The 22,354-nt window shown below is 67.3% G+C and carries 23 protein-coding genes; 10 read left to right on the top strand and 13 right to left on the bottom strand.

Features of this window, described 5'->3' with window-relative positions:
* The first annotated feature begins 93 nt into the window (after positions 1 to 93).
* Entirely contained in the window at positions 94 to 1,350 is a 1,257-nt protein-coding gene (locus IB259_RS25690; protein WP_119452172.1) for a muropeptide transporter, read from the top strand.
* Positions 1,351 to 1,410: 60 nt separating this feature from the next.
* On the opposite strand, the gene IB259_RS25685 is transcribed toward IB259_RS25690, so the two are convergent.
* Positions 1,411 to 2,280 carry a universal stress protein gene (locus IB259_RS25685; protein ID WP_054455020.1) on the bottom strand — a complete coding sequence of 290 codons (870 nt, stop codon included), beginning with the start codon at positions 2,278 to 2,280 and terminating at the stop codon, positions 1,411 to 1,413.
* Positions 2,281 to 2,502: 222 nt separating this feature from the next.
* Here IB259_RS25685 and IB259_RS25680 point away from each other — a divergent pair, with 222 nt between their 5' ends.
* Positions 2,503 to 3,141: a trimeric intracellular cation channel family protein gene (locus IB259_RS25680; protein ID WP_054455018.1), complete on the top strand. Its 639-nt coding sequence runs from the start codon at positions 2,503 to 2,505 to the stop codon at positions 3,139 to 3,141.
* A 109-nt stretch (positions 3,142 to 3,250) separates the two neighbouring features.
* Positions 3,251 to 3,952, top strand: coding sequence for a GntR family transcriptional regulator (locus IB259_RS25675; protein ID WP_054455016.1), 702 nt, complete (start codon positions 3,251 to 3,253; stop codon positions 3,950 to 3,952).
* A gap of 53 nt (positions 3,953 to 4,005) precedes the next feature.
* Here IB259_RS25675 and IB259_RS25670 read toward each other — a convergent pair whose 3' ends face one another.
* Genes IB259_RS25670 through IB259_RS25655 form a run of 4 tightly spaced genes read right to left on the bottom strand, consistent with a single transcriptional unit; the run spans position 4,006 to position 6,966 of the window.
* Complete coding sequence (locus tag IB259_RS25670; RefSeq protein WP_192330451.1) at positions 4,006 to 4,773, bottom strand: LamB/YcsF family protein; 768 nt, start codon at positions 4,771 to 4,773, stop codon at positions 4,006 to 4,008.
* Between the two features lie 13 nt (positions 4,774 to 4,786).
* Positions 4,787 to 5,782, bottom strand: coding sequence for a biotin-dependent carboxyltransferase family protein (locus tag IB259_RS25665; RefSeq protein ID WP_192330449.1), 996 nt, complete (start codon positions 5,780 to 5,782; stop codon positions 4,787 to 4,789).
* The gene (pxpB, locus tag IB259_RS25660) at positions 5,779 to 6,510 is read right to left on the bottom strand and encodes a 5-oxoprolinase subunit PxpB (protein ID WP_119452173.1); all 732 of its coding nucleotides are present in this window, start codon (positions 6,508 to 6,510) and stop codon (positions 5,779 to 5,781) included. The genes IB259_RS25665 and pxpB overlap by 4 nt, the downstream gene beginning before the upstream one ends.
* A gap of 24 nt (positions 6,511 to 6,534) precedes the next feature.
* Positions 6,535 to 6,966 (bottom strand): VOC family protein, encoded by a 432-nt coding sequence (locus IB259_RS25655; protein ID WP_054455008.1) that lies wholly within the window; start codon positions 6,964 to 6,966, stop codon positions 6,535 to 6,537.
* Positions 6,967 to 7,116: 150 nt separating this feature from the next.
* On the opposite strand from IB259_RS25655, the gene IB259_RS25650 reads away from it, so the two are divergent.
* The gene (locus IB259_RS25650; protein ID WP_054455868.1) at positions 7,117 to 7,983 is read left to right on the top strand and encodes a LysR family transcriptional regulator; all 867 of its coding nucleotides are present in this window, start codon (positions 7,117 to 7,119) and stop codon (positions 7,981 to 7,983) included.
* A gap of 50 nt (positions 7,984 to 8,033) precedes the next feature.
* On the opposite strand, the gene serA is transcribed toward IB259_RS25650, so the two are convergent.
* The 6 genes from serA to phoB form a co-directional block, all read right to left on the bottom strand.
* Positions 8,034 to 9,233, bottom strand: coding sequence for a phosphoglycerate dehydrogenase (gene serA, locus IB259_RS25645; RefSeq protein WP_054455006.1), 1,200 nt, complete (start codon positions 9,231 to 9,233; stop codon positions 8,034 to 8,036).
* Positions 9,234 to 9,401: 168 nt separating this feature from the next.
* Positions 9,402 to 9,860: a DUF411 domain-containing protein gene (locus IB259_RS25640; protein ID WP_054455004.1), complete on the bottom strand. Its 459-nt coding sequence runs from the start codon at positions 9,858 to 9,860 to the stop codon at positions 9,402 to 9,404.
* Between the two features lie 75 nt (positions 9,861 to 9,935).
* The gene (locus IB259_RS25635) at positions 9,936 to 11,336 is read right to left on the bottom strand and encodes a heavy metal sensor histidine kinase (protein ID WP_054455000.1); all 1,401 of its coding nucleotides are present in this window, start codon (positions 11,334 to 11,336) and stop codon (positions 9,936 to 9,938) included.
* On the bottom strand, positions 11,333 to 12,022 hold the full coding sequence (locus IB259_RS25630) for a heavy metal response regulator transcription factor (protein WP_192330447.1): 690 nt from the start codon (positions 12,020 to 12,022) through the stop codon (positions 11,333 to 11,335). The genes IB259_RS25635 and IB259_RS25630 overlap by 4 nt, the downstream gene beginning before the upstream one ends.
* Before the next feature lie 45 nt (positions 12,023 to 12,067).
* Positions 12,068 to 13,375, bottom strand: coding sequence for a phosphate regulon sensor histidine kinase PhoR (gene phoR, locus IB259_RS25625; RefSeq protein WP_054454997.1), 1,308 nt, complete (start codon positions 13,373 to 13,375; stop codon positions 12,068 to 12,070).
* Positions 13,376 to 13,388: 13 nt separating this feature from the next.
* On the bottom strand, positions 13,389 to 14,087 hold the full coding sequence (gene phoB / locus IB259_RS25620) for a phosphate regulon transcriptional regulator PhoB (RefSeq protein ID WP_006227196.1): 699 nt from the start codon (positions 14,085 to 14,087) through the stop codon (positions 13,389 to 13,391).
* Positions 14,088 to 14,248: 161 nt separating this feature from the next.
* Here phoB and ubiE point away from each other — a divergent pair, with 161 nt between their 5' ends.
* The 6 genes from ubiE to rfaE2 all read left to right on the top strand — a co-directional run bounded on the left by ubiE (position 14,249) and on the right by rfaE2 (position 20,161).
* Positions 14,249 to 15,025, top strand: a complete 777-nt coding sequence (gene ubiE / locus IB259_RS25615; protein WP_054454995.1) for a bifunctional demethylmenaquinone methyltransferase/2-methoxy-6-polyprenyl-1,4-benzoquinol methylase UbiE — start codon at positions 14,249 to 14,251, stop codon at positions 15,023 to 15,025.
* Between the two features lie 176 nt (positions 15,026 to 15,201).
* Positions 15,202 to 16,206 carry a Tim44 domain-containing protein gene (locus IB259_RS25610; RefSeq protein ID WP_054454993.1) on the top strand — a complete coding sequence of 335 codons (1,005 nt, stop codon included), beginning with the start codon at positions 15,202 to 15,204 and terminating at the stop codon, positions 16,204 to 16,206.
* A 185-nt stretch (positions 16,207 to 16,391) separates the two neighbouring features.
* Positions 16,392 to 17,030, top strand: a complete 639-nt coding sequence (locus tag IB259_RS25605; protein WP_054454992.1) for an SCP2 domain-containing protein — start codon at positions 16,392 to 16,394, stop codon at positions 17,028 to 17,030.
* A 3-nt stretch (positions 17,031 to 17,033) separates the two neighbouring features.
* Positions 17,034 to 18,587, top strand: a complete 1,554-nt coding sequence (gene ubiB, locus IB259_RS25600; protein WP_054454990.1) for a ubiquinone biosynthesis regulatory protein kinase UbiB — start codon at positions 17,034 to 17,036, stop codon at positions 18,585 to 18,587.
* A 184-nt stretch (positions 18,588 to 18,771) separates the two neighbouring features.
* Complete coding sequence (locus IB259_RS25595) at positions 18,772 to 19,650, top strand: ferritin (RefSeq protein ID WP_054454988.1); 879 nt, start codon at positions 18,772 to 18,774, stop codon at positions 19,648 to 19,650.
* A gap of 22 nt (positions 19,651 to 19,672) precedes the next feature.
* Complete coding sequence (gene rfaE2, locus IB259_RS25590; protein WP_175212761.1) at positions 19,673 to 20,161, top strand: D-glycero-beta-D-manno-heptose 1-phosphate adenylyltransferase; 489 nt, start codon at positions 19,673 to 19,675, stop codon at positions 20,159 to 20,161.
* An 18-nt stretch (positions 20,162 to 20,179) separates the two neighbouring features.
* Here rfaE2 and IB259_RS25585 read toward each other — a convergent pair whose 3' ends face one another.
* Together IB259_RS25585 and IB259_RS25580 are read right to left on the bottom strand one after the other, a co-directional pair.
* Positions 20,180 to 21,511 (bottom strand): TolC family outer membrane protein, encoded by a 1,332-nt coding sequence (locus IB259_RS25585; RefSeq protein WP_054455867.1) that lies wholly within the window; start codon positions 21,509 to 21,511, stop codon positions 20,180 to 20,182.
* A gap of 79 nt (positions 21,512 to 21,590) precedes the next feature.
* On the bottom strand, positions 21,591 to 22,271 hold the full coding sequence (locus tag IB259_RS25580; protein WP_054454984.1) for a protein-L-isoaspartate O-methyltransferase: 681 nt from the start codon (positions 22,269 to 22,271) through the stop codon (positions 21,591 to 21,593).
* Positions 22,272 to 22,354 lie beyond the last annotated feature (83 nt).

Here is a 22,354-nt window from a genome sequence, read left to right as displayed (position 1 = left end):
GCCTGCTGCCTGCGGCGCGGGCGCATAGGCCCTAAAATGCCGCAAGCCTGCGGCCGCCAGCGGTGCGCTGGCGCGTTGTTTTAGGAGACCGTCATTACCGCTGCATCCAACGTCTATACCAGCCCCCGCGTGGCCCCCTTGCTGGTCCTGGGATTCGCCAGCGGATTGCCTCTGGCCCTGACCAGCGGCACCTTGCAGGCCTGGGCCACGGTGGAAAACGTGCCGCTGCAGCAGATCGGTTTCCTGACCCTGGTGGGCAGCGCCTATACCCTTAAGTTCCTGTGGGCTCCCTTGGTGGACCGCTATGCGCCGCCCTTGCTGGGGCGGCGGCGCGGCTGGATGCTGCTGACGCAGTTGCTGCTGGCCGTGGCCATCATGGCGATGGGCGCCTTGTCGCCTTCGTCCGCCTTGCAGACGCTGGCTCTGCTGGCCGTGCTGGTGGCGTTTCTGTCGGCCACGCAGGACATTGCTTTCGACGCCTATTGCACGGACGTGCTGCGCAAGGATGAGCGCGGCGCCGGCGCGGCCATCAAGGTCATGGGCTACCGGCTGGCGATGATCGTGTCGGGCGGGCTGGCGCTGATCCTGGCGGACCAGTGGATAGGCTGGGGCAATACCTATGTGCTGATGGGCGGGCTGATGCTGTTGTGCGCGTTGGCGACCTTCTGGGCGCCCGAACCCGAGCACGTCGCCCGACCGCCGCGTACGCTGCGCGAGGCCGTGGGCGAGCCTTTGCGGGAATTCTTCACGCGGCGCGGCGCGCTGGCGGTGTTGCTGCTGATCGTGCTGTACAAGCTGGGCGACGCGTTCGCGGGGGCTTTGTCCACCACCTTCCTGATCCGCGGCGCGGGCTTCACGCCGACGGAAGTGGGTACGGTGAACAAGGTGCTGGGGCTGGCCGCCACCATCATCGGCGCACTGGCGGGCGGGTCGCTCATGTCGCGCTGGGGCCTGTACCGGTCGCTGATGGCGTTCGGGCTGCTGCAGGCGGTGTCGAATCTGGCGTACTGGCTGATCGCCGTCAGTCCCAAGAACCTCTGGCTGATGGCCGCGGGCGTGGGGATCGAGAACCTGTGCGGCGGCCTGGGCACGGCGTCCTTCGTTGGCCTGCTTATGGCGTTGTGCCGCCAGCAGTTTTCGGCGACCCAGTTCGCGCTGCTGTCGGCGCTGTCGGCGGTGGGCCGGACCTACCTGGCCGGCCCTCTCACGCCGCCGCTGGTGGAAGCCATGGGCTGGCCGGGTTTCTTCCTGCTGACCGTGGCCATCGCGTTGCCGGGCCTGGTGCTGCTGCATCTGCTGCGCGGCACGATAGAAACCATGGAGAAGCAGGGCGATCAGGCCCCGGCTTGAAGCCGGCGGGTCCAAAAAAAACGGCGCCGAGGCGCCGTTTTTTCATGGCCGGACCGGGGTTTATTCCTCGCCGAGCAACCTGACGATCAGCACGTCGCTGGGCAGCGACTCCAGCAGCCGTTCGGCCACGCTGCCGATGGCGGTGCGCAGGATGCCGGTGCGGCCATGGGTGCCCGTCACGACCAGATCGGAACGGTGGTTGAAGGAGTATTCCGACAGCACGGTTTCCGGCTGGCCGCATTCCAGCACCACCTTGGGTGCGGCGACCTGGGCGAGTTCGGGCGTTTCGGCGATGAAGTCCTGGGCGCTCTGCTCGGCCGCCTTGTAGAAGCTGCGCGTGATGGCGTCATCCGGCGTGTTCTTGCCCTGGAAGGGGACGTCGTAGGAGTGGAACAAGGTCAGGTCCGCGTTCGGCACCAGGTGCAGCGCGGCGCGCAGCGCCTGGCGCGAGCCGGCGGAGAAGTCCGTGGCGACCAGCACGTCGCGGTAGGGCCGGCGCGGACGGGTCTTGACCACCAGTACGGGCTGGCGTGCCTGGCGGGCCAGCTTTTCGACCGTGGTGCCCAGCAGCAGGCGGCCCAGGGTTTCATCGCGCGCGGTGCCGGTGACGATCAGCGAGCAGCCGTAGCTGTCGGCGGTTTCCATGATGCGGACCAGCGGATCGCCGCTGACCACCACCACTTCGGTCGCCACGTCGGCGGCGGCCAGGTCCTCGGCCAGCTCGCGCTCGGCCAGCGCCTTGTGGTCCGTCGACAGGCGCCGCCACACGGGCGTGGTCAGGCGAGCCGGCGTGGCATGGGATTCCATGACATGCAGGACGATGAGCTTGGTGTTGAGTTCCTTGGCCAGCTGCAGCGCGCGGTCCAGGGCGCGGTCGCCGCGCGCGCTCAGGTCGGTCGCCAACAGGATGGGGCCAGTTTGCTGTGTCATACGTTCTCTCCCGGTTGTGGTTGGACCGCCGACTCCCGCGTGCGTCGCTCCAGCCGTTCCGCCCTCGCGGGCCTTATCCCCATTCTCGCGCGGCTGCGCGGAAGGGGACTTGATAGATATCAACGCAAAGTCGAGGGTAAGGGATGGCGGGCGCGCAGGCAATGGCCGTCCGCTACCCCGCTGCCTTAATACAATGGGGCCAGTTCAACTCCCTGCCTGCCCATGTTTCCGGATCTGTCTCCCGCCTTGCTGCACACGCTGTATCTTGTCGCCATCGTGGCGGAAGCGATGACCGCGGCGCTTTCGGCCGGCAGGCGCGACATGGACTGGATGGGCGTCTGCATCATTGCCTGCGTGACGGCCCTGGGCGGCGGTTCCCTGCGCGACGTGCTGCTGGGGCATTACCCGCTGACCTGGGTGGTCCATCCCGAGTATCTCTGGATGACAGCGGGCGCGGCGATCTTTACGGCCCTGATCGCGCCCGTCATGCGGCGCCTGCGCAGCCTGTTCCTGCTGGCCGATGCGCTGGGCCTGGTGGCGTTCACGGTCATCGGCTGCCAGGTGGCGCAGCTGATGCAGCTGCCGATCACCGTGGTGCTGATCAGCGGCATGATCACCGGCTGCGCCGGCGGGGTGCTGCGCGATGTGCTGTGCAACGAGGTGCCGCTGCTGTTCCGCAAGGAGCTCTATGCCAGCGTGTCCTTCGTGACCGGCGGGCTGTACCTGGGCTCGCAGGCCTTGGGCCTGTCCGCCAACGCCGCGGTGCCGATCGCGCTGGCCGCGGGCCTGGCGGTGCGCCTGCTGGCCCTGCGCTTCAATTGGCAGATGCCGAAGTTCGTGTATCGGGACGACTGGGACTGAAGCAGGGCGGCAGGGCGCTCTGCAACAATTTTCTTATTTATGTTTCAAGAGATTTCTAGTATCTTCACGAAGTCTCATACCATGCATTGCGCAGTACAAGGGGAGCCGATTGGACGTCAAAGCGCCCGCCACGATTCCGTATTTCCTGCAGGAACAGATTCGTGAATTGATCGTGGACGGCACCATCCGTCCCGGCCAGCCGCTGCGCGAACAGGAGCTGGAGCAGCGTTTCGGCACCAGCCGCAGCCCGATCCGCGAAGCGCTGCGCCTGCTGGAGCTGAGCGGCCTGGTCACCCATATCCAGCGCAAGGGTTTCAGGGTCACCCTGTACACCGAGGCGCAGATCCGTCATCTGTACCAACTGCGCGCCGAACTCGAGGCCTATTGCATCCGCCAGGCGGCGGAAGCGGCCGACCAGGCGCCGCTGCTGGCTGAGCTGCGCCTTCATGACGCCGCCATCGGGGCGGCATTGGCGTCGGGTGATGGACGCGCCGCCATTGCCTCGGCCTGCGCGTTCTATCTGGCTGCGGCCCGCAGCACGGGCAATACCCCGCTTGCGGGCATGCTCAGCAAGCTTTACGAGCAGATCGAACCGTTGCGCTACCTGTTGGCCAGGCAGGCGCTGCCGTTCACCGGCATCCAGGCCTGCACCAGCGGCGTCATCGAAGCATTGGCCGGCCGCGACGTCGAGCGTGCTGCCAATCTGACGCGCAGCTATCTGGCGGACGTGCTGCCCAGCGTGGCGCAGGCGTATCGCCAGGCCGCGCTGCAGGACGCGGAAGAACCGCAGCCGCGCTACGCACGCGCCTGAGCCGGCCGCGCCTCGCCGGCCGCGCCTAGCCAGTCGCGCCTAGCCGGCCGCGCCTATTCCCTCGGTGGGGTGCGGACTTCTATGCCGGCCTGTTCCAGCGCCTTGCGGATGCCGGCGGCGAAGATCAGCGCGTTCGGCTGGTCGCCATGGATGCACAGCGTGTCGGCCTGCACCGCCACGTCCTTGCCGTCCACCGAACGCACCTTGCCTTCGCGCACCATGCGTACTACCTGCGCCACCGCCTGATCCAGGTCTTCGATCATCGCGCCGGCGCGGCTGCGCGGCGTGAGCGAGCCGTCGTCCTGGTAGGAGCGGTCGGCGAAGACCTCGTTGGCGGCGGCCAGGCCGATGGAACGGGCCGCGTCGATCAGTTTGCTGCCGGCCAGTCCGTACAGGATCAGCGAGGCGTCCACGTCCTTGACGGCCTGGCAGATCGCGCGCGCCAGCCCTTCGTCCTTGGCGGCCATGTTGTAAAGCGCGCCGTGCGCTTTCACATGGTGCAGCCGCGCGCCTTGCGAGGCGGCCACGCCGGCCAAGGCGCCGATCTGGTAGACCACGATGTCGTAGGCTTCGTCGGGGCTGATCTGGATGACGCGGCGTCCGAATCCGGCCAGATCCTGCAGGCTGGGGTGCGCGCCCAGCGCCACGCCGCGCGCCAGCGCGGCCGCCACGGTCTTGCGCATGGTGGCCGGGTCGCCGCCATGGAAGCCACAGGCGATATTGGCGGAGCTGACGAACTGCAGCACCGCGGCGTCGTTGCCCATGGTCCAGGCGCCATAGCTTTCGCCCATGTCGCAGTTCATGTCGATGCGGGTGGTCATGGCAAATTCCTTTCTAGGCGAGGAGCGCGCGCAACGGCGCCAGCGCGTCCTGCAATTGCGTGAAGGCGCGCTCGCGTTCGCCGTCCAGGCGCTGCGCTTCTTCCAGTTCGATCAGCTGGAAGCGCAGCGTCTGGCCCGGTGCGCACTGCGCCAGGACGGGCAGGTCCACCGTGGCGATCTGCGCGATCTTGGGGTAGCCGCCGGTGGTCTGCCGGTCGGCCATGAGGATGATGGCCTCGCCGCCCGAAGGCACCTGCACGGTGCCGAAACACGCGGCTTCCGACAGCATCTGACGCGGCTGGCTCATGGCCAGCGCGGGGCCCAGCAGGCGGTAGCCCATGCGGTCGGACTGCGGGCTGATGCGGAACTCCGCGCCGCCGCCAAAGGCCTGGCGGGTGGCCTCGGAGAATTCCTCCCAGTGCATGCCGGGCAGGAAACGGATGAACTCGCGGCGCTTGGCGCCCAGCGCCGCCGGCAGGTAGACGCGCTGGTTCCACAGCGCTTCCTGCAAGGCGTCGAGGTCGCGGCCAGCGGCCAGCGGCGCATGCAGCGGCACCTGGTCGCCCTTGGCCAGCGCGCGTCCCTGGAAGCCGCCGAAGCCGCTGCGCAGGTAGGTGCTTTCGCTGCCCATGACGCGCGGCAGCGCAAAGCCGCCGTGCACCGCGAGATAGCCGCGTACGCCCACGGCCGGCCTGGCGCCGAAGGCCAGGGTGTCGCCCGTCCGCGCCACCAGCGGGCGGTGGACGGGAATGTCCTGGCCGTTGAGCGTGGCGCCAAGGTCGGCGCCAGCCAGCGCGAAGCAGGCCGCAGCGTCAAAGCGCAGGGTAGGACCCGTCAGGGTCATTTCCAGCGTGGCGTGTTCGTCTTGATTGCCGGCCAGCGCGTTGGCCAGCCGGTGCGCGCGCTCGTCCATGGCGCCCGCGGCGGGGATGCCCTGATGCTGGTAGCCCTCGCGGCCGCAGTCCTGGAAGCTGGACAGCATGCCGGGCTTGATCACGGTCACGCTCATGGCCGGGTTCCCCGGATGCGGTTGAAGTCCTCGGGGCTGATGGGCACGAAGCGGACCGAGTCGCCGGGTTGCAGCAGGGCGGCGGGTTCGCGGGCCGGGTCGAACATGGTGAGCGGCGTGGCGCCGATGATGTTCCAGCCGCCGGGCAGGCGGTTCGGGTAGATCACGGTCTGCCGGTTGGCGACCGCCACGGCGCCGGGCGGCACCGCGGTGCGCGGCGAGGCGCGGCGCGGGATATTCAGTTTTTCGTCGTGCACGCCCAGATAGGCGTGGCCGGGCGCGAAGCCCAGCATGAAGACCATGCTGCGCGGCTGGCTGTGCAGCTGGATGACGCCTTCGGGAGTGAGGCCGGCGGCGTCGGCCACTTCGGCGAGGTCGGGGCCATGTTCGCCGCCGTAGCAGACCGGGATGTCGATCTCGCGTCCGCCCAGGGCGTCCGCGGCGATGCCTTCGGACAATAGTTGTCCGATGCGCTCGGCCAGTTGCGGGTAGGTGGGGCCGCCGCTGGCGCCGGGGCGGTAATGCACCGCCACCGCGACGAAGGAAGGCACCACGTCGGTCACGCCGGCAAGCCGCGCGTCGCGCAGCTTGCCGGCCGCGGCCAGACAGGTCCTGCCGACATCGGCGTCGATCTGGTCGCCAAAGGAAACGATCAGGCAGCGGTCACCCTGGGGCAGGATGCGCCAGGAGGTTTCGGCCGGAGAAGGAGGTTCTGAATTTGCGTTCAACGACACGAAACCTGTAGAGACGGTTTACTTGGCGAACAGGGAATCCAGGTTCTTGAACGCCTTGAATTCCAGCGCGTTGCCCGACGGATCCAGGAAGAACATGGTGGCTTGTTCGCCCACTTCACCCTTGAAGCGGATGTAGGGCTCGATGACGAATTCGGTGCCGGCGTCGGTCAGACGCTTCGCCATCGCTTCCCATTGTTCCATGGAAAGCACCGCGCCGAAATGGCGCACCGGCACATTGTGCGAGTCCACGGCGCTGGTGGCCTTGTGGCCGCATTCGCCGGGAGCCAGGTGGGCGACGATCTGGTGGCCGTAGAAGTTGAAGTCGATCCATTCGGGCGAGCTGCGGCCCTCCGGACAGCCCAGTTTTTCGCCATAGAAGGCGCGGGCTTCGGCCAGGTCGCGGACCGGGAAGGCGAGGTGGAACGGCGGCAGGTTGGTTTGAGCGGTCATGGAAGGCTCCGGGTCAGGCGAAGAAAAAATGATCAGTCAGATTGCGAGCCATCGCAAGTTTGGACGGCCTAGCATCGATGGGTAGTTTAGGTATTGTTTTTTTGATTGAAAAACGATATTTTTTGCTACTTAGCATCGAAATAATTGATCGTGATCAAAGAGTTCAAGACCTTCATCGCCGTGGCGCGGGACGGCACCTTTACCGGCGCCGGCGCCCGGCTGGGCCTGACCCAGTCTGCCGTCAGCGCCCAGATCAAGCGCCTGGAGGATTACCTGGGCGGGCCGCTGTTCGACCGTAGCGCGCGCGCCGCGGTGCTGAATGCGCACGGCCGCGAAGTGCTGCCGCAGGCGGAAGAACTGGTCGCCATGGCCGAGCGGATGATTACAGCTGGCGGGGCGGGCCATGTCAGCGGCTTGCTGCGCATCGGCGCCATCGCGTCGGTGCAGCAGGACCTGCTGGCGCGCGCGCTGGGCGGATTTCGCGCGGTCTATCCGGATGTGCGGGTGCGCATCGTGCCAGGTGTGTCGCTGTCGCTCCTGGGGCAGGTGGATGCGGGCGAGGTGGACATGGCCATGCTGATCAAGCCGCCCTTCGCTCTGCCGCCCGAACTCGGCTGGCAGCCCCTGCTGCGTGAACCGGTGATGTTGGCCATGCCCGCTTCCATGCCCATCGCGCCCTGGCGCGAACTGCTGGCAAGCCAGCCCTTCATCCGCTACGACCGCGCGTCATTCGGCGGGCGCGTGGTGGACCTGTTCCTGAAGAAGCAGCGCATCCCGGTGCGCGAGGCTGTGGAGCTGGACGAGATCGACGCCATCGCCAACATGGTGCGGTTGGGGCTGGGCGTGGCGCTGTTGCCGCAGCTGCGGCGGCTGGACATGACCGGCTTGCGGCTGTTGCCGCTGGGGGAGGCGGCGTTCCACCGCGAGATCGGCCTGATAGGCCGGCTGCCGTTCGATGCCGGCAGCGTGCAGGAGAAGATGGCGGAATGCCTGGCGGCCGCCGCGGCAGAGTCTTGAGCCGTTTGGCGGGCGGCGCATGACGCGCTGCCCGCCACGGCGGCGGTGGCTTACAGCCGGTCGCAGCGGACCGTGATGGGGTGGCTGCGCAGCGTGGACATCACGACGTCGTTGACTTCGCCTTCCACGTCGGTGATCACATAGCCGATCTGGCCGCGGGTCTGCAGGGTCTGGCTGACGATGTTCAGGCCATGCTGCGCCATCAGGTTGTCCAGCGTGCCCAGCGCGCCCGGGGCGTTGCGGTGCACGTGCAGGATGCGCGTGCCGCCGGCGGGCTCCAGATACGGCAGCTCGGGGAAGTTGACCGCGCCCTTGGTGGTGCCGGCCTGCAGGAAGCGCACCAGCTTCTCGGCCACTTCCCGGCCGATGTTCTCTTGCGATTCCTGCGTGCTGCCGCCGATGTGCGGGGTCAGGATCACGTTGGGCAGGCCGATCAGCGGGCTGGCCAGCGGCTCGTCCGCGCCCTTGGGCTCGGTCGGGAACACGTCCAGCGCGGCGCCGGCCAGATGGCCGGATTTCAGCGCCGCATGCAGCGCGTCGATATCCACCACCGTGCCGCGCGAGGCGTTGATCAGGATGGCGCCACGGCGCATGCGGCCGATGGTTTCCGCGTTCATGATCTTTTCGGTGGTCTTGCCGCCCGGCACGTGCAGGGTCACCACGTCGGCCTGCTCCAGCAGCTCGTTGAGCGTGGCGGCGGGCCGGGCATTGCCCAGCGGCAGCTTGGCTTCGACGTCGTGATAGACGACGCGCATGCCCAGGCCTTCGGCCAGCGTGCTGATCTGCGAGCCGATGTTGCCGTAGCCCACGATGCCCAGCGTCTTGCCGCGGGTCTCGAATGCGCCGGCAGCGCTCTTGTCCCAGTGGCCCAGGTGCACGCGGGCGTTCTTTTCGGGAATGCGGCGCAGCAGCAGGATGGCTTCGCCCAGCACCAGTTCGGCCACCGAGCGGGTGTTCGAGAACGGTGCGTTGAACACCGGGATGCCGCGCTGCATGGCCGCGTCCAGGTCGACCTGGTTGGTGCCGATGCAGAAGCAGCCCACGACGCGCAGGTCGGGGTTGCCGGACAGCAGGGCGGCATCCAGGTGCGTGCGAGAACGGATCCCCGCCACCTGAGCGCCGCGCAGGGCGTCGCTCAATTGCGATGCCGGCAAGGCGGCCGCATGCGTGACGATGTCGGAGTAGCCGGCGGCTTCAAAAACAGCGCGGGCGCTCGGGTGGATGTTCTCGAACAGGACGATTTGTGCCATGACAGCCTGAGGGGTGGGTGAGGAATCCGTTTTATTGATTGTGGCCCATTTTTGCTGCAGTGCAAGGAGTAGCCATTGAGGCGGCATGGATGAATTGTTTCAGGCGCACAAACGATACGGGCATCGCCACAAAGAGCGATGCCCGGACAGAACCTGAAGGTTCGCGCGTTAACGGTAGGCCTGGAACACCTTGGCGCCGCCCTGCTTGTCCACCAGGACCACGTCATGCGGCGTCTTGCGGCCGCCGTATTCGGGGCCGTCCATGCCGGGGGAGCCCAGCGGCATGCCGGGCGCGGCCAGGCCGGCTGCGTCGGGCTTTTCGAGCAGCAGGCGGCGCACGTCGCTGGCCGGGACGTGGCCTTCGATCGCGTAGCCTTCGACGGCCGCGGTGTGGCACGAACCGTAGTTGGCCATGCCGGCGTTGCGGCGGATGGGGCCTGTGTCCTGGACGTCGTGGGTGGTGACGGCGAAGCCGTTGTCGCGCATGTGCTTGACCCAGTCTTCACAGCAGCCGCAGGTCGGGGTCTTCCAGACCTCGACCTTGACGGGCGTCTGGGCGGTGGCGAAAACGGGCGCGCACAGGGCCGCGGCAAGGGCCAGGCGGCGCGTAAGACGGGAAAGGTTCATGATGCTCCGTTGCGGGACGATGTGATTGCAAGCGTACTGTAGAGGAACGGGGGTGACCCCATTCTGTCCCGCACATTACGATTTTGTAATGTTGTCCGCGGTGGCATGGCCCTCCGGCGCGCGCAGCGTGATGCCGACCACGGTGCCATGCGCGCCCGAGGCCGCGTCGACCTCGCCGCCATGCATGCGCGCGATGGCGCGCACGATGGCCAGGCCCAGGCCGTGGCCTTCGCTGCGCGGCGCGCGCGCCTGGCTGGAGCGGAAGAAGCGGTCGAAGATGCGGGGCAGGTCCGTCGGCGGGATGGGCGGGCCTGGGTTGCGCACTTCCACCCGCGCGCCCGCGGGCGAAGCCGAGCAGGTCAGCACGATTTCGCCGCCCCGGGGCGTGGCCTTGATGGCGTTGGAAATCAGGTTCGCCAGCGCGCGCCGCACCAACCCGGCGTTGGCGGCCACGGTGGCGTCGCCTGCGCAGCGCAGATGCACGCCGCTTTCTTCCAGCGTGGCTTCGTAGTATTCGGCCACGCGTCGCGCTTCGGCGGCCAGCGATACCTGCGCCAGGTCCGCGGCCCGTTCGCCGCGGTCGGCGCGCGCCAGGAACAGCATGTCGTTGACCAGGGTCTTCAGGTCTTCCAGCTCTTCAAGGTTGGATTCCAGCGCATCGCGCAGTTCTGCCGCGTCGCGCGGCGACGACAGCATGACCTGCGTGCCGTTGATCAGCGTGGCCAGCGGCGTGCGCAGCTCGTGCGCCACGTCGGCATTGAAGCCTTCCATCTGCTGGTAGGCGGCCTGCAGGCGTTCCAGCGTGCGGTTGAAGGAACGGACCAGCTCGTGCAATTCGCGGTCGGTGTCTTCCAGCGGCAGGCGCCGCGCCAGATTGTCGGGCTGGATGCTGGCCGCCTGCTCGGACAGCCTGCGCGCCGGCGCCATGCTGCGCCTGACGGCCCAGGCCGCCAACACCACGGTCGCGCCGACCCACAGCGCGCAGATCAGCACCAGCGCGGTGCCATAGGCATACAGGAACTGCGAACTGGTGCGCGTGCTGACCGCCACGGTCAGTTGCGCGCCGGGCAGGATGCGGTCGTTCATGGCGACCCGCAGGCCGCGCATGCGGCCGCCGTCGGCGGTCTGCAGCACGACCTGCCTGCCGTCGCCGGTCGCCAGCGTTTCGGGAGCGGGGCCGCCGTACACGGAGTGGCCGTGCGCATCCACGATCCAGATGCCCAGCTGGCCTTCGCCCGCGCGCATCTCGTCGAAGGTGGCGGCCAAGTCTTTCAGGCCGCGGGCGTTGTTCTGCATGTCGATCAGGTGATCGATCAATTCCAGCTTGCCGCTGACTTCGGTGATTTCCTGCCGTTCCACTTCGCGCTTGAGCGCCCAGAACAGCGTGGCTCCCGCCAGGCTGGACACAAGCAGGGCGATGGCGCCCAGCAGCAGCGTCAGCCGCGCCTGCATGGAACGCATGCGCAGCGGCTTCATGCCGGGCGGTTATCCGCGGGGCGCGATTCCAGCACGTAGCCCATGCCGCGCACTGTATGCAGCAACTTGGTGTCGTAGGGGTCGTCCAGCTTGCTGCGCAGCCGCCGCACCGCCACGTCGATGACGTTGGTGTCGCTGTCGAAGTTCATGTCCCAGACCTGCTCGGCCAGGGTGGTGCGCGACAGCACCTGGCCCTGGCGGCGCAGCAGCAGGGCCAGCAGATTGAATTCCTTGGCGGTCAGGTCCAGGCGGCGGCCGCCGCGTTGGGCGCGCCGGCGGGCCAGGTCCAGTTCCAGGTCGGCCAGGCGCAGCAGGGTGGGTTCCTGAGAGCGTCCGCGGCGTAGCAGCGCCTGCACCCGCGCGAGCAGTTCCGAAAAGGCGAAAGGCTTGACCAGGTAGTCGTCGGCGCCGCCTTCCAATCCGCGCACGCGGTCCTCGACGGCGTCGCGCGCGGTCAGCATCAGGATGGGCGTGTCCTTCTGTTCGCGCACCGCAGCCAGCACGCCGAAGCCATCCACGCCCGGCAGCATCACGTCCAGCACGATCAGGTCGTAGACGCCTTCCAGCGCCAGATGCAGGCCGTCCACGCCGTCGCGAGCCAGGTCCACGACGTGGCTTTGCTCCGACAGGCCCTTCTTGAGGTAGTCGGCCAGTTTGGGTTCGTCTTCGATGACCAGGATGCGCATGGCAGGAAATTTACCATCCGCGCTGCGTCAGGTCCGGCGGACGGCTCAGGCCGGGCTGTCGATGGCGATGCGGTCGGGCGGAAAGCGCAGGGCGAACACGCTGCCCTTGCCGGGTTCGCTGGTGATCAGCAGTTCGGCGTCGTGGCGCATGGCGATGTGCTTGGTGATCGCCAGCCCCAGGCCGGTGCCGCCCACCGCGCGCGAACGGCCGCGGTCCACGCGGTAGAAACGCTCGGTCAGGCGGGGCAGGTGGCGCGCGGGGATGCCGATGCCGGTGTCCTGCACGCTGTAGCGCGCGCCGCCGTCTTCCTCGCGCTCCCAGCGCACGGTGATGGTGCCGCCGTCCGGCGTGTAGCGCACCGCGTTGGTCAGCAGGTTGGACAGGGCCGAGGTCAGTTCGGTTTCGGCGCCCAGCACGTCCAGGGATTCATCGATGTGCCACTCCAGAACGTGGCGGCCGCCCGACAGGGCCTCGATCTGCTGGCGCGCCTTCTGCAGCAGCGCGCCCATGTTGACCGCGCGCGGGTCGCTGCCCGGCGAGGATTCCAGCGTGGACAGGGTCAGCAAGTCTTCGACGATGGCCTGCATGCGCTGGGCCTGCTCGTGCATCATGTCGATGTACTGCTCGCGTTGTTCGGCGGGCAGGGCGTCGGCGGGCATGTCGCGCAGGGTTTCCAGAAAACCCGCCAGTACCGTCAGAGGCGTGCGCAATTCGTGCGAGACATTGGCCACGAAGTCGCGGCGCGTGGTTTCCAGGCGTTCGATCTGGGTGACGTCGCGCGTGATCAGCAGGCGCTGGTTGCTGGCGTAGGCCGTCAGTTGCATCATCATCAGCCGCTCCTGGCCTTGCTGGCCCAGGCGTACCAGTATGGGCTCGGGCCAGGACGGACGGTGCGCATATTCGACGAATTCGGGCGCGCGCAGCAGGTTCAGCAGGTTATGGCCGCGGTCGGCCGGCAGGCGCAGGCCCAGGTGCTGGCGCGCCATGCGGTTGCACCAGTCGATCTGGAAATCCTCGTTCAGCGTCACCGCGCCGTCCGGCAGCGCTTGCGCCGCGGCCAGCATGCCCTGCATGGTGTTCTGGGTTTCGTTCAGTTCGCGGGCCCGGGCGCGGGTGTAGCGGTACAGCGGCGCGAGGATGTCGTCCCAGGGACCGACCGAAGCGGGCGGCGAGGTATCGGGGTGGTTGGCCCAGTGGGACACCAGGTGCAGGCGCCAGCTGCGCCAGAGCAGCATGGCGGCCAGCGCGAAGGAAAACAGTATCCAGCCCGCCGGGTCTCCTATGAGCCATTGGGCCAGTAATGCGGCAACCGCCCACAGGGCGACCAGGAAAAGAGTGCGCAGCCAGATCATCGTGCGGGAGTTTTTACCGCGTCGGGAGCTGGGCAGTAAACCGGTAGCCGCTGCCGCGGACCGTTTCCACGTGCGCGTCGTGGCCGCTGGGTTCCAGCGCTTTGCGCAGGCGGCGGATGTGTACGTCGACCGTGCGCTCTTCCACGAAGACGTGGTCGCCCCAGACCTGATCCAGCAGCTGGGAACGCGAGAACACGCGTTCGGGGTGCGTCATGAAAAAGTGCAGCAGGCGGAATTCGGTGGGGCCGATCTGCAGCGACTGGCTGTTGCCCGACAGGCGATGCGTCACCGGATCCAGCTTCAGGCCGCCCACGTCGATCACGTCGTCGGTCAGCTGGGGGGCGCGGCGGCGCAGCACGGCCTTGATGCGTGCCATCAGCTCCTTGGGCGAGAAGGGCTTGGTAATGTAGTCGTCGGCGCCGGCTTCCAGGCCGTCGACTTTGTCCTGCTCGGAACCCTTGGCGGTCAGCATGATCACCGGCACGGCGCGGGTGCGCTCGTCGTTGCGCAGTTTGCGCGCCATGGCCAGGCCGGAGGTGCCGGGCAGCATCCAGTCCAGCAGGATCAGGTCGGGAAGTTCGGCGCGGATCAGGGTCTGGGCCTGGTCGGCGTCGAAGGCGCGCAGCACCTTGTGTCCGGCGAAGGACAGGTTGACGGCGATCAGTTCCTGGATGGCGGGTTCGTCTTCGACGACGAGGATGGTGCTGGACATGGCGGATTGGGCACACTTCTGAGCGCCGGCGCGGCGCGAACATTGCGATAGTATGGCCGCAATATTTCAGGTATGTGACCGCCGGGCGTCATTGTCCGCGTCCGCCGGCCGCCCGCGGGAGCCCGATAGGCTACCATTGAACGATATATCGGGAATTCACCATGCAAAACCCCTCCGAATCGCAACATTCCGCGGATTCCGCCTCGCAATCGACCCATTTCGGCTTCCAGACGGTGCCGGAAGGCGAAAAGGCCCGCAAAGTCGCCGAAGTCTTCCATTCGGTCGCCCAGCGCTACGACGTCATGAACGATTTCATGTCGGCCGGGCTGCACCGCGTCTGGAAGGCGTTCACCATCGGCCGCGCCGCCATCCGCCCCGGCATGAAGGTGCTGGACATTGCTGGCGGCACGGGCGATCTGGCAAAGGCCTTCGCCAAGCGCGCCGGCCCCACGGGCGAGGTCTGGCTCACGGACATCAACGACTCCATGCTGCGCGTGGGCCGCGACCGCCTGACCGATGCCGGCCTGCTGGTCCCCACCGCCGTGTGCGACGCCGAGCGCCTGCCGTTCCCCACCGGCCATTTCGACCGCGTCAGCGTGGCTTTCGGCCTGCGCAACATGACCCACAAGGACCGCGCCCTGGCTGAAATGACCCGGGTGCTGAAGCCGGGCGGCAAGCTGCTGGTGCTGGAATTTTCGCGCGTGGCCAAGCCGCTGGCCCCCGCCTACGACTGGTATTCCTTCAATGTGCTGCCCTGGCTGGGCAAGAAGGTCGCCAAGGACGAAGCCAGCTACCGCTATCTGGCCGAATCCATCCGCATGCACCCCGACCAGGAAACCCTGGCGGACATGCTGCGCACGGCCGGGCTGGAACGGGTGCAGTACTTCAACCTGACCGCCGGCATCGCCGCTCTGCACGAAGGCGTGAAGCTGGGCTGATCCGCCCCGGCCATCCGGATTTTTCGCCGCCCTGCGGGAACTTGTGGGGCGGCGTCTTGTCCGTTATTCTTACGGTATTCAGATTAATGTAAGAAAAGTCGCGACGAAGGTCCCGCGGTCCGTGGGACTTCCTGCTGCTCGGGGCGGCAGGAGCGCGAGTACGAGGGAGCAAACCTATGTCCAAGTTCTGTCTTTCGCGGTTTGTCGCCGCGGCGCTGATCGCCGTTTCCGGCGCGGCACTGGTGACGGCGTCGTTTGACGCCGAAGCCCGCCGTGCGGGCGGCGGCAGCAGCGTCGGCCGACAATCCTCCAACGTGACCCAGCAGCGCCAGGCGACCACGCCGCCGACCGCCGCCAGCAACACGGCGGGCGCTACCGCCGCTCCGGCAGCCGCCGGCGCGGCCACGGCCGGCGCTGCCACTGCGGGCGCCGCCGCCAAGAGCGGCGCTTCGCGCTGGCTCGGCCCCATCGCCGGCATCGCCGCTGGCCTGGGTATCGCCGCGCTGCTCTCCAGCATGGGCCTGTCGGGCGCTTTCGCCGAGTTCCTCGGCTCCGCGCTGCTGATCGCCGCGGTCGTGTTCGCCGTCATGTTCATCATCCGCCGCCTGCGCGGCTCCGGTCCGCGCACTGCCACGCAGGGCGCGTTCGGTGGCGCCAACAACGCGCCGGGCCAGCAGCAACAGCAGCCGATGTGGCGTGAAACGCTGAAGCCGGCGGCTCCTGCTGCAGCGGCTCCGGTTGCCGCCGCCGCGGCGCCGGCCGCGATGCCCAAGATGGGCGACGACAACAACTGGTTCGTGCCGGGTGACTTCGATACGCCCAACTTCCTGAAGCAGGCCAAGGAGCAGTTCGTGCGCATCCAGGCCGTCTGGGACAGCGGCAGCACCGATGGCCTGCGCGAGTTCCTGACCGACGACCTGATCACCGAGCTCAAGCCGCAGCTGGCCGAGCGCGGCGCGGCGCCCAACAAGACCGAAGTGGTCCTGCTGAACGCTGAAATGCTGGGCATCGAAACCGTGTCCGACGGCCACCTGGCCAGCGTGCGCTTCTCCGGCATGCTGCGCGAAGCGCCGGGCGCCGAGGCCTTCCGCTTCGAGGAAGTCTGGAACCTGTTCAAGCCCGCCAATGGCGGCTGGCTGCTGGCAGGCATCCAGCAGATCCCGGTGGATCTCGCCAGCTAAGCCTGGCCGGCCGGGGCCGATCCCCACCTCCGTTGCGGATGCCGCAAGGCATCTGTTTGAACCGGCCCTTACAGGGCCGGTTTTTCCATGTGCTTGCGCAAAACACCCAGCCATCTAACCCGTTACACTCCCGATTTACCCATTAACTTCCGCAACCCCCGCAATCGGGGCCGTTGCAGACCGCCATGCTGCCTCTTCCGTTCCTGCCCACCCCCTCGCGACTGGCTGTAAGCGCGCTCAACGCCCTGTTGCGGCGCGAGGACTGGGCGCGCGCGCGCCTGGTCCGGCATGCGGGCAAGACGGTGCGTTTCGCGCTGGGCGGCTTCAGCCTGGGCCTTACCATCGATAGCGAAGGCCTGGCGGCCCAGGCCGATGCGGCCGTGGTGCCCGACGTGACCCTGACGGTCGCGCCTGAAAAACTGCCGCTGCCGCGCCTGGGCGCGGACCGCGAGCGCCCCGATTTCGCCGAGGCCACCCATATCTCGGGCGACGCGGCGCTGGCGCAAGTGGTGTCGGACCTGTCCAAGCAGCTGCGCTGGGATCCGGAGGACGCGCTGGCCCGGGTGGTGGGCGACATCGCCGCGCTGCGCCTGGTGGGTGGCGCGCGCGCGGCCGCCGGCGGCGCGCGCACGGCCAGCCTGAGACTGGCCGAGAACGTGTCCGAGTACCTGTCCGAGGAAAGCGGCATGCTGGCCAGCCGACCCGCGCTGGAGCAGTGGCGGCTGGACCTGGCCGAGCTGAACGCCCGCGCCGAGGCGCTGGCCCGCTCGGCCGCCGCGCTGCAAACCCGCCTGGCATCCGCCAGCGCAAAGCGGGGCGCCTGATACATGTTTCCCCTGCTGCGCCTTTTCCGCATCATTCTGGTTTCGCTGCGCTACGGCCTGGATGAGCTGGTGCTCTCCAGCCTGAACCATCCGCTGGCCACCTGCCTGCTGCGCGTCATCCGCCTGGGCACGCGTCCGCGCAAGCCGCGCGGCTTGAGGCTGCGCCTGGCGCTGGAGTCGCTGGGCCCCATCTTCGTGAAGTTCGGACAGGTGCTGTCCACCCGCCGCGACCTGATCCCCGCCGATATCGCCGACGAACTGGCGCTCTTGCAGGACCGCGTGCCGCCGTTCCCCTCGGCGCAGGCCGCGGCCTGCATCGAGGCGGCGCTGGGCGCGCCGCCCGAGAAGCTGTTCGCGCAGTTCGAAGTGGATCCGGTAGCCTCGGCCTCGATCGCGCAGGTGCACTTTGCCGTGCTGCACGACGGCCGCGAGGTCGCGGTCAAGGTGCTGCGCCCGGGCATGCTCAGCATCATCGAGAAAGACCTGTCGCTGCTGAAAGTGGTGGCGCGCATCATCGAGCGCCTGGGCGCCGACGGCCGCCGCCTGAAGCCGCGCGAAGTGGTGGCCGAGTTCGACAAGTACCTGCACGACGAGCTGGACCTGGTGCGAGAAGCGTCCAATTGCAGCCAGTTGCGCCGCAACTTCGGCCCCGAGTCCGGCCGCGGCGACATGCTGATCGTGCCCGAGGTGATCTGGGAATACACGGCATCCACGGTCTTCACCATGCAGCGCATGTACGGCATGCCGGTGGGCCAGGTGGAGCGCATGCGCGAGGCCGGCATCGACATCCCGACGCTGGCGCGCACCGGCGTGGAGATCTTCTTCACCCAGGTCTTCACCGACGGCTTCTTCCACGCCGACATGCACCCGGGCAACATCTACGTGTCCGACCGTCCGGAAACGCTGGGCAGCTACATTGCCCTGGACTTCGGCATCGTGGGCTCGCTGTCCGAGTTCGACAAGAATTACCTGGCGCAGAATTTCCTGGCCTTCTTCCACCGCGATTACCGCCGCGTGGCGCAACTGCACATTGAATCGGGCTGGGTGCCGCCCGATACGCGCGAAGAAGAACTGGAGGGCGCCGTGCGCGCCGTCTGCGAACCGTACTTTGACCGGCCATTGTCGGAGATCTCGCTGGGGCAGGTGCTCTTGCGGCTGTTCCAGACCTCGCGCCGGTTCAATGTGGAGATCCAGCCGCAGCTGGTCCTGTTGCAGAAGACCCTGCTGAACGTTGAAGGATTGGGCCGCCAGCTCGATCCCAACCTGGATCTCTGGAAGACCGCCAAGCCCTATCTGGAACGCTGGATGCGTCAGCGCGTCGGATTCAAGGGGCTGCGGCAGAGCCTGGAAAAAGAAGCCGCGCAGTGGTCGCAAATGCTGCCTGCTTTGCCCAGGCTGGTCCATGACCACCTGAGCCGTCCCAACGTCTCGCCCGCCTTGCTGGCCGAGATGATCCAGTTGCGGCGGGCCCAGGAACAGAACAACCGGCTGGTTGCAGCGCTGGTTGGGGTGGCCGCGGTTGCCATCGGGGTCGCGATATGGGCCTTGACCCGATAGGCGGCGCGATGATCTAGACGGTATCTGTCATGTTTCATTCATGAAACGGTCATCATAGCTTCGCGGTACACGGCGAAAAATAGCGCTGCGGTGGATGAATGCAGCGCCCTCGCCGGCAGCGCGCGCGCCATTCTTAATCTCTATATCTATAGCCCCACTAGCGGGACGAATACAAGGGCAGACCATGCTTTATCCTGAACTCTTCAAGACCATGGAAGCCGTGCGCTGGAACATGGCGCATGACATTCCCTGGGGCGACTTCGATCGCAGCAAGCTCTCGGACGAGCAGGCACACACGATCAAGATGAACGCCATCACGGAATGGGCCGCCTTGCCGGCCACCGAAATGTTCCTGCGCGACAACCGCGGCGACAGCGATTTCTGCGCGTTCATGTCGGTGTGGTTCTTTGAAGAGCAGAAGCATTCGCTGGTGCTGATCGAATACCTGCGCCGCTTCCGTCCGGACCTGGTGCCCACCGAGGAAGAGCTGCACAACGTGCGCTTCGAGTTCGACGCCGCGCCCGAACTCGAAACCCTGATGCTGCATTTCTGCGGCGAAGTCCGTTTGAACCACTGGTACCGCCGCGCCGCCGAATGGCACACGGAACCGGTCATCAAGGCCATCTACAAGACCGTGGCCCAGGACGAGGCCCGCCACGCCGGCGCCTACCTGCAGTACATGCGCCGCGCGCTGCACGACCGCGGCCAGGACACGAGCGAGCAGGCGCGCCTGGCGTTCTCCAAGATCGGCGTGCTGATGGCGTCGGCCGGCCGCACGCAGCAGGCCCTGCATCCGACCAACCTGCACGTGAACAAGGACCTGTTCCCCAACGACACGGTGCAGTCGCGCCTGCCGGAACCCGGCTGGCTGGAGCACTGGCTGGACACGCAGATCCGCTTTGACGGCGTGTGGGAGCAGAAGGTCGCCACCCGTATCCTGCACATCCTGTCCAAGCTGATGGACCGCAGCTTCGAAACGGTGAAGGACCTGAACCGCTACCGCAAGGAAATGACGGCCCTGATCGTGCCCAAGGAAAAGCAGATCATCCTGGGCGGCGCCTGAGCCGGGGCGATACAATCGCCGCATGCCTGCCGCCCGTTTCGAATCCAAGGTCCTGTCCCGCGACGAATGCGTCGCTGCCGTCGCCGACGGCCGCTATCCGCGGCCGCTGGTGTTCACCAACGGCGTCTTCGACATCCTGCACCGGGGCCACGCGACCTACCTCGACCAGGCCGCCCAACTGGGCGCGACCCTGGTGGTGGCGGTGAACACGGACGAGTCGGTGCGGCGCCTGGGCAAGGGCGCCGAGCGTCCGCTGAATCGCATGGAAGACCGCGCCGCCTTGCTGGCGGCGCTGGGCTTCGTGACCGTGGTCACGTCCTTCCATGAAGACACGCCCGAAGCCCTGATCGGCCAGCTCAAGCCGGACCTGATCGTCAAGGGCGGCGACTACGACATGGAAAAGCTGCCCGAGACCGCCATGGTCAAGAGCTGGGGCGGCCGCGCGGTGGCGATTCCATTCGAGTTCGAGCGCTCGACCACGGCGCTCGTGAAGAAAATCCAGAACAAGTAAACCGGGCCCCGTAGCGGCTCAGCGCGGTTCCCGCAGCAGGCGGTTGATTGCTTCCAGGTCCGCTTCGGCCAGGATGCCGCTGGTGGCCTTCAGGCGCAGGCTGGCGAGCACCGTGCTGTAGCGCGCCAGCGCCAGGTCGCGCTGGGTGGCATAGAGCTGCTGCTGGGCGTTGAGCACGTCCAGGTTGATGCGCACGCCGACCTCGTAGCCGGTGCGGTTGGCCTCGACCGCGGCGCGGCTGGATTTTTCGCCTGCCTCCAGCGCCTGGATGCGGGCCAGGCCGCTGGTGACGCCGGTGTAGTACTGGCGCGCGGCCTGCACGGCCTGGCGGCGCGCTGCCTCATAGTCATGGCGCGCCTTCTGTTCCAGCTGGACCTTTTCGGTCACTTGCGACGACACCCCGCCGCCCGAGTACAGCGGGATCGACAGCACCACGCCGATGGTGCTGTCGATGGGCTTGCCGGGCGCGGCATTGCGCATCACGGCGTCGCTGGCGCTGCCGCTGCTGGCGCGCAGGTTCAGGGTGGGATAGTGGCCGCTTTTGGCGATCTGGATCTCGCGGCCGGCGATGCGCGTCAGAAGCTGCGCGCGCAGCACGTCCAGGCTGGAGGACTCGGCCTGGTTGCTCCAGTCGGCCACGCGGGCGGGCTGCGGCGCGGGCAGTTGCACGCCATAGGGCAGTTCGGACAAGGCGCCGGGAGGCATGCCGATGATCTTGGCCAGTTCATCGCGGCGGACTTCCAGATCGTTCTGCAGGCGCAGTTCCTGCGCCACCACCAGGTCGTAGCGCGCCTGCGCCTCGTAGGTGTCGGTGATGGTGGCGTTGCCGAGTTCGAAGTTGCGCTTGGCGGATTCCAGCTGCCCGGCCACGGCGGCCTTCTCGGCCTCGGTGGCGGTCAGCGTGTCCTGGGCGTAGAGCACGTTGAAGTAGGCATCGGCCACGCGCAGCAGCAAGTCCTGGTAGGCCTGTTGCAGCTGCACTTCGACGTCGGCGACGATCAGCTTGGACTGCTCGAAGTTCTGCCAGCGGCCCCAGTCGAACAGCGGCTGGGTCAGGGACAAATCCCAGACGCCGCGGCCGCCGCTATAGGCGATGCCCATGCCGCGAGTGCTGCGGGTTTCCTGGTAGGCGCCGCCGGCTTCGGCGGAAATCAAGGGCAGGAGCAGCGAACGGGCCTGGGGCTCTTTTTCCAGGCCGGCGCGATAGTTGGCGCGCGCTGCGGCGTAGATCGGGTCATTGCCCAGCGCCGATTGCCAGATCTGGATCAGGTTCTGCGCGCGGGCAAGCGTCGGGCCGACGCTTGCGGCGCAGGTAAAAACCAGTAAAGCCGTTAGCAATCGGAAACGCATGGTGGTCAACGATACGCCGGGCCGCCCGGGGCGCGGCGGCCCCGTCAAGGAGGCAGGCGCCGGGCGGCAGGGTTGGGGATCAGAACTTGAACTGGGAGACCGTGACGCCGCGCAGCGGCTTGATGACGGTTTCGAACAGGTTCACCGTTTCGAAGCTGGCCGCGGTGGTGCGGGTGATGCGACAGGCCGTCATGACGGGCGCCTGGCCCACGATCACGACCAGGCGGCCACCCACGCGCAGCTGGTACTTCAGCGCGTCGGGGACGGTCGGCACGGAACCCGTGACGAGGATGGCGTCGTACTCGGTGGAGCCCCAGCCGTTGCGGGCGTCGCCGGTTTCGACCTTGACGTTGGTGACGTTGTTCATCTGCAGGTTCTGCTGCGCGAACGTCACCAGGCGGCTGTCGATTTCGACCGAGGTGACCTGCTGCGCCAGGTAGCCCAGCAGCGCGGCCTGGTAGCCGGAGCCGGTGCCGATCTCCAGCACGCAGTCGGACTTGGTCAGCTGCAGCTCTTGCGCCAGGCGGGCTTCCACCTTGGGCGCCAGCATGTTCTGGCGGGTGTTGACCGCGTTGATCTCAAGCGGCAGTTCCAGGTCGGAAAACGCCAGCGCGCGCAGGGCCGGCGGAACGAATTGTTCGCGGCGCACATCGAACAGCGCTTGCAGCACGTTGGCGTCCAGAACGTCCCACGGGCGGATCTGCTGTTCCACCATGTTGAAGCGGGCTTGTTCTACGTCGGGCAGGGTCGAAGCGTTCATGACGGTCAGAAAAAACAGAGGAATCAACAGACCATTGTACCGATTCGTAGCGTACTGTGACGCCCGGCCCCGCCGACAGATGT

Origin of the sequence: Achromobacter sp. ACM04 (assembly GCF_014851465.1) — a bacterium.
Lineage (GTDB): Bacteria > Pseudomonadota > Gammaproteobacteria > Burkholderiales > Burkholderiaceae_B > Achromobacter > Achromobacter aegrifaciens.
This window is presented reverse-complemented; position numbering and strand designations above follow the sequence as displayed.

What these genes read in the sequence shown, in the direction of transcription:
- IB259_RS25635 (WP_054455000.1), bottom strand. Translation starts at nt 11,336, where the DNA reads ATGAAGCCGCTGCGCATGCGTTCCATGCAGGCGCGGCTGACGCTGCTG.
- serA (WP_054455006.1), bottom strand. Translation starts at nt 9,233, where the DNA reads ATGGCACAAATCGTCCTGTTCGAGAACATCCACCCGAGCGCCCGCGCT.
- IB259_RS25585 (WP_054455867.1), bottom strand. Translation starts at nt 21,511, where the DNA reads ATGCGTTTCCGATTGCTAACGGCTTTACTGGTTTTTACCTGCGCCGCA.
- IB259_RS25610 (WP_054454993.1), top strand. Translation starts at nt 15,202, where the DNA reads ATGTCCAAGTTCTGTCTTTCGCGGTTTGTCGCCGCGGCGCTGATCGCC.
- phoB (WP_006227196.1), bottom strand. Translation starts at nt 14,087, where the DNA reads ATGTCCAGCACCATCCTCGTCGTCGAAGACGAACCCGCCATCCAGGAA.
- IB259_RS25685 (WP_054455020.1), bottom strand. Translation starts at nt 2,280, where the DNA reads ATGACACAGCAAACTGGCCCCATCCTGTTGGCGACCGACCTGAGCGCG.
- IB259_RS25595 (WP_054454988.1), top strand. Translation starts at nt 18,772, where the DNA reads ATGCTTTATCCTGAACTCTTCAAGACCATGGAAGCCGTGCGCTGGAAC.
- IB259_RS25630 (WP_192330447.1), bottom strand. Translation starts at nt 12,022, where the DNA reads ATGCGCATCCTGGTCATCGAAGACGAACCCAAACTGGCCGACTACCTC.
- ubiE (WP_054454995.1), top strand. Translation starts at nt 14,249, where the DNA reads ATGCAAAACCCCTCCGAATCGCAACATTCCGCGGATTCCGCCTCGCAA.
- ubiB (WP_054454990.1), top strand. Translation starts at nt 17,034, where the DNA reads ATGTTTCCCCTGCTGCGCCTTTTCCGCATCATTCTGGTTTCGCTGCGC.
- IB259_RS25655 (WP_054455008.1), bottom strand. Translation starts at nt 6,966, where the DNA reads ATGACCGCTCAAACCAACCTGCCGCCGTTCCACCTCGCCTTCCCGGTC.
- IB259_RS25670 (WP_192330451.1), bottom strand. Translation starts at nt 4,773, where the DNA reads ATGACCACCCGCATCGACATGAACTGCGACATGGGCGAAAGCTATGGC.
- phoR (WP_054454997.1), bottom strand. Translation starts at nt 13,375, where the DNA reads ATGATCTGGCTGCGCACTCTTTTCCTGGTCGCCCTGTGGGCGGTTGCC.
- IB259_RS25680 (WP_054455018.1), top strand. Translation starts at nt 2,503, where the DNA reads ATGTTTCCGGATCTGTCTCCCGCCTTGCTGCACACGCTGTATCTTGTC.
- IB259_RS25665 (WP_192330449.1), bottom strand. Translation starts at nt 5,782, where the DNA reads ATGAGCGTGACCGTGATCAAGCCCGGCATGCTGTCCAGCTTCCAGGAC.
- IB259_RS25605 (WP_054454992.1), top strand. Translation starts at nt 16,392, where the DNA reads ATGCTGCCTCTTCCGTTCCTGCCCACCCCCTCGCGACTGGCTGTAAGC.
- IB259_RS25580 (WP_054454984.1), bottom strand. Translation starts at nt 22,271, where the DNA reads ATGAACGCTTCGACCCTGCCCGACGTAGAACAAGCCCGCTTCAACATG.
- IB259_RS25640 (WP_054455004.1), bottom strand. Translation starts at nt 9,860, where the DNA reads ATGAACCTTTCCCGTCTTACGCGCCGCCTGGCCCTTGCCGCGGCCCTG.
- rfaE2 (WP_175212761.1), top strand. Translation starts at nt 19,673, where the DNA reads ATGCCTGCCGCCCGTTTCGAATCCAAGGTCCTGTCCCGCGACGAATGC.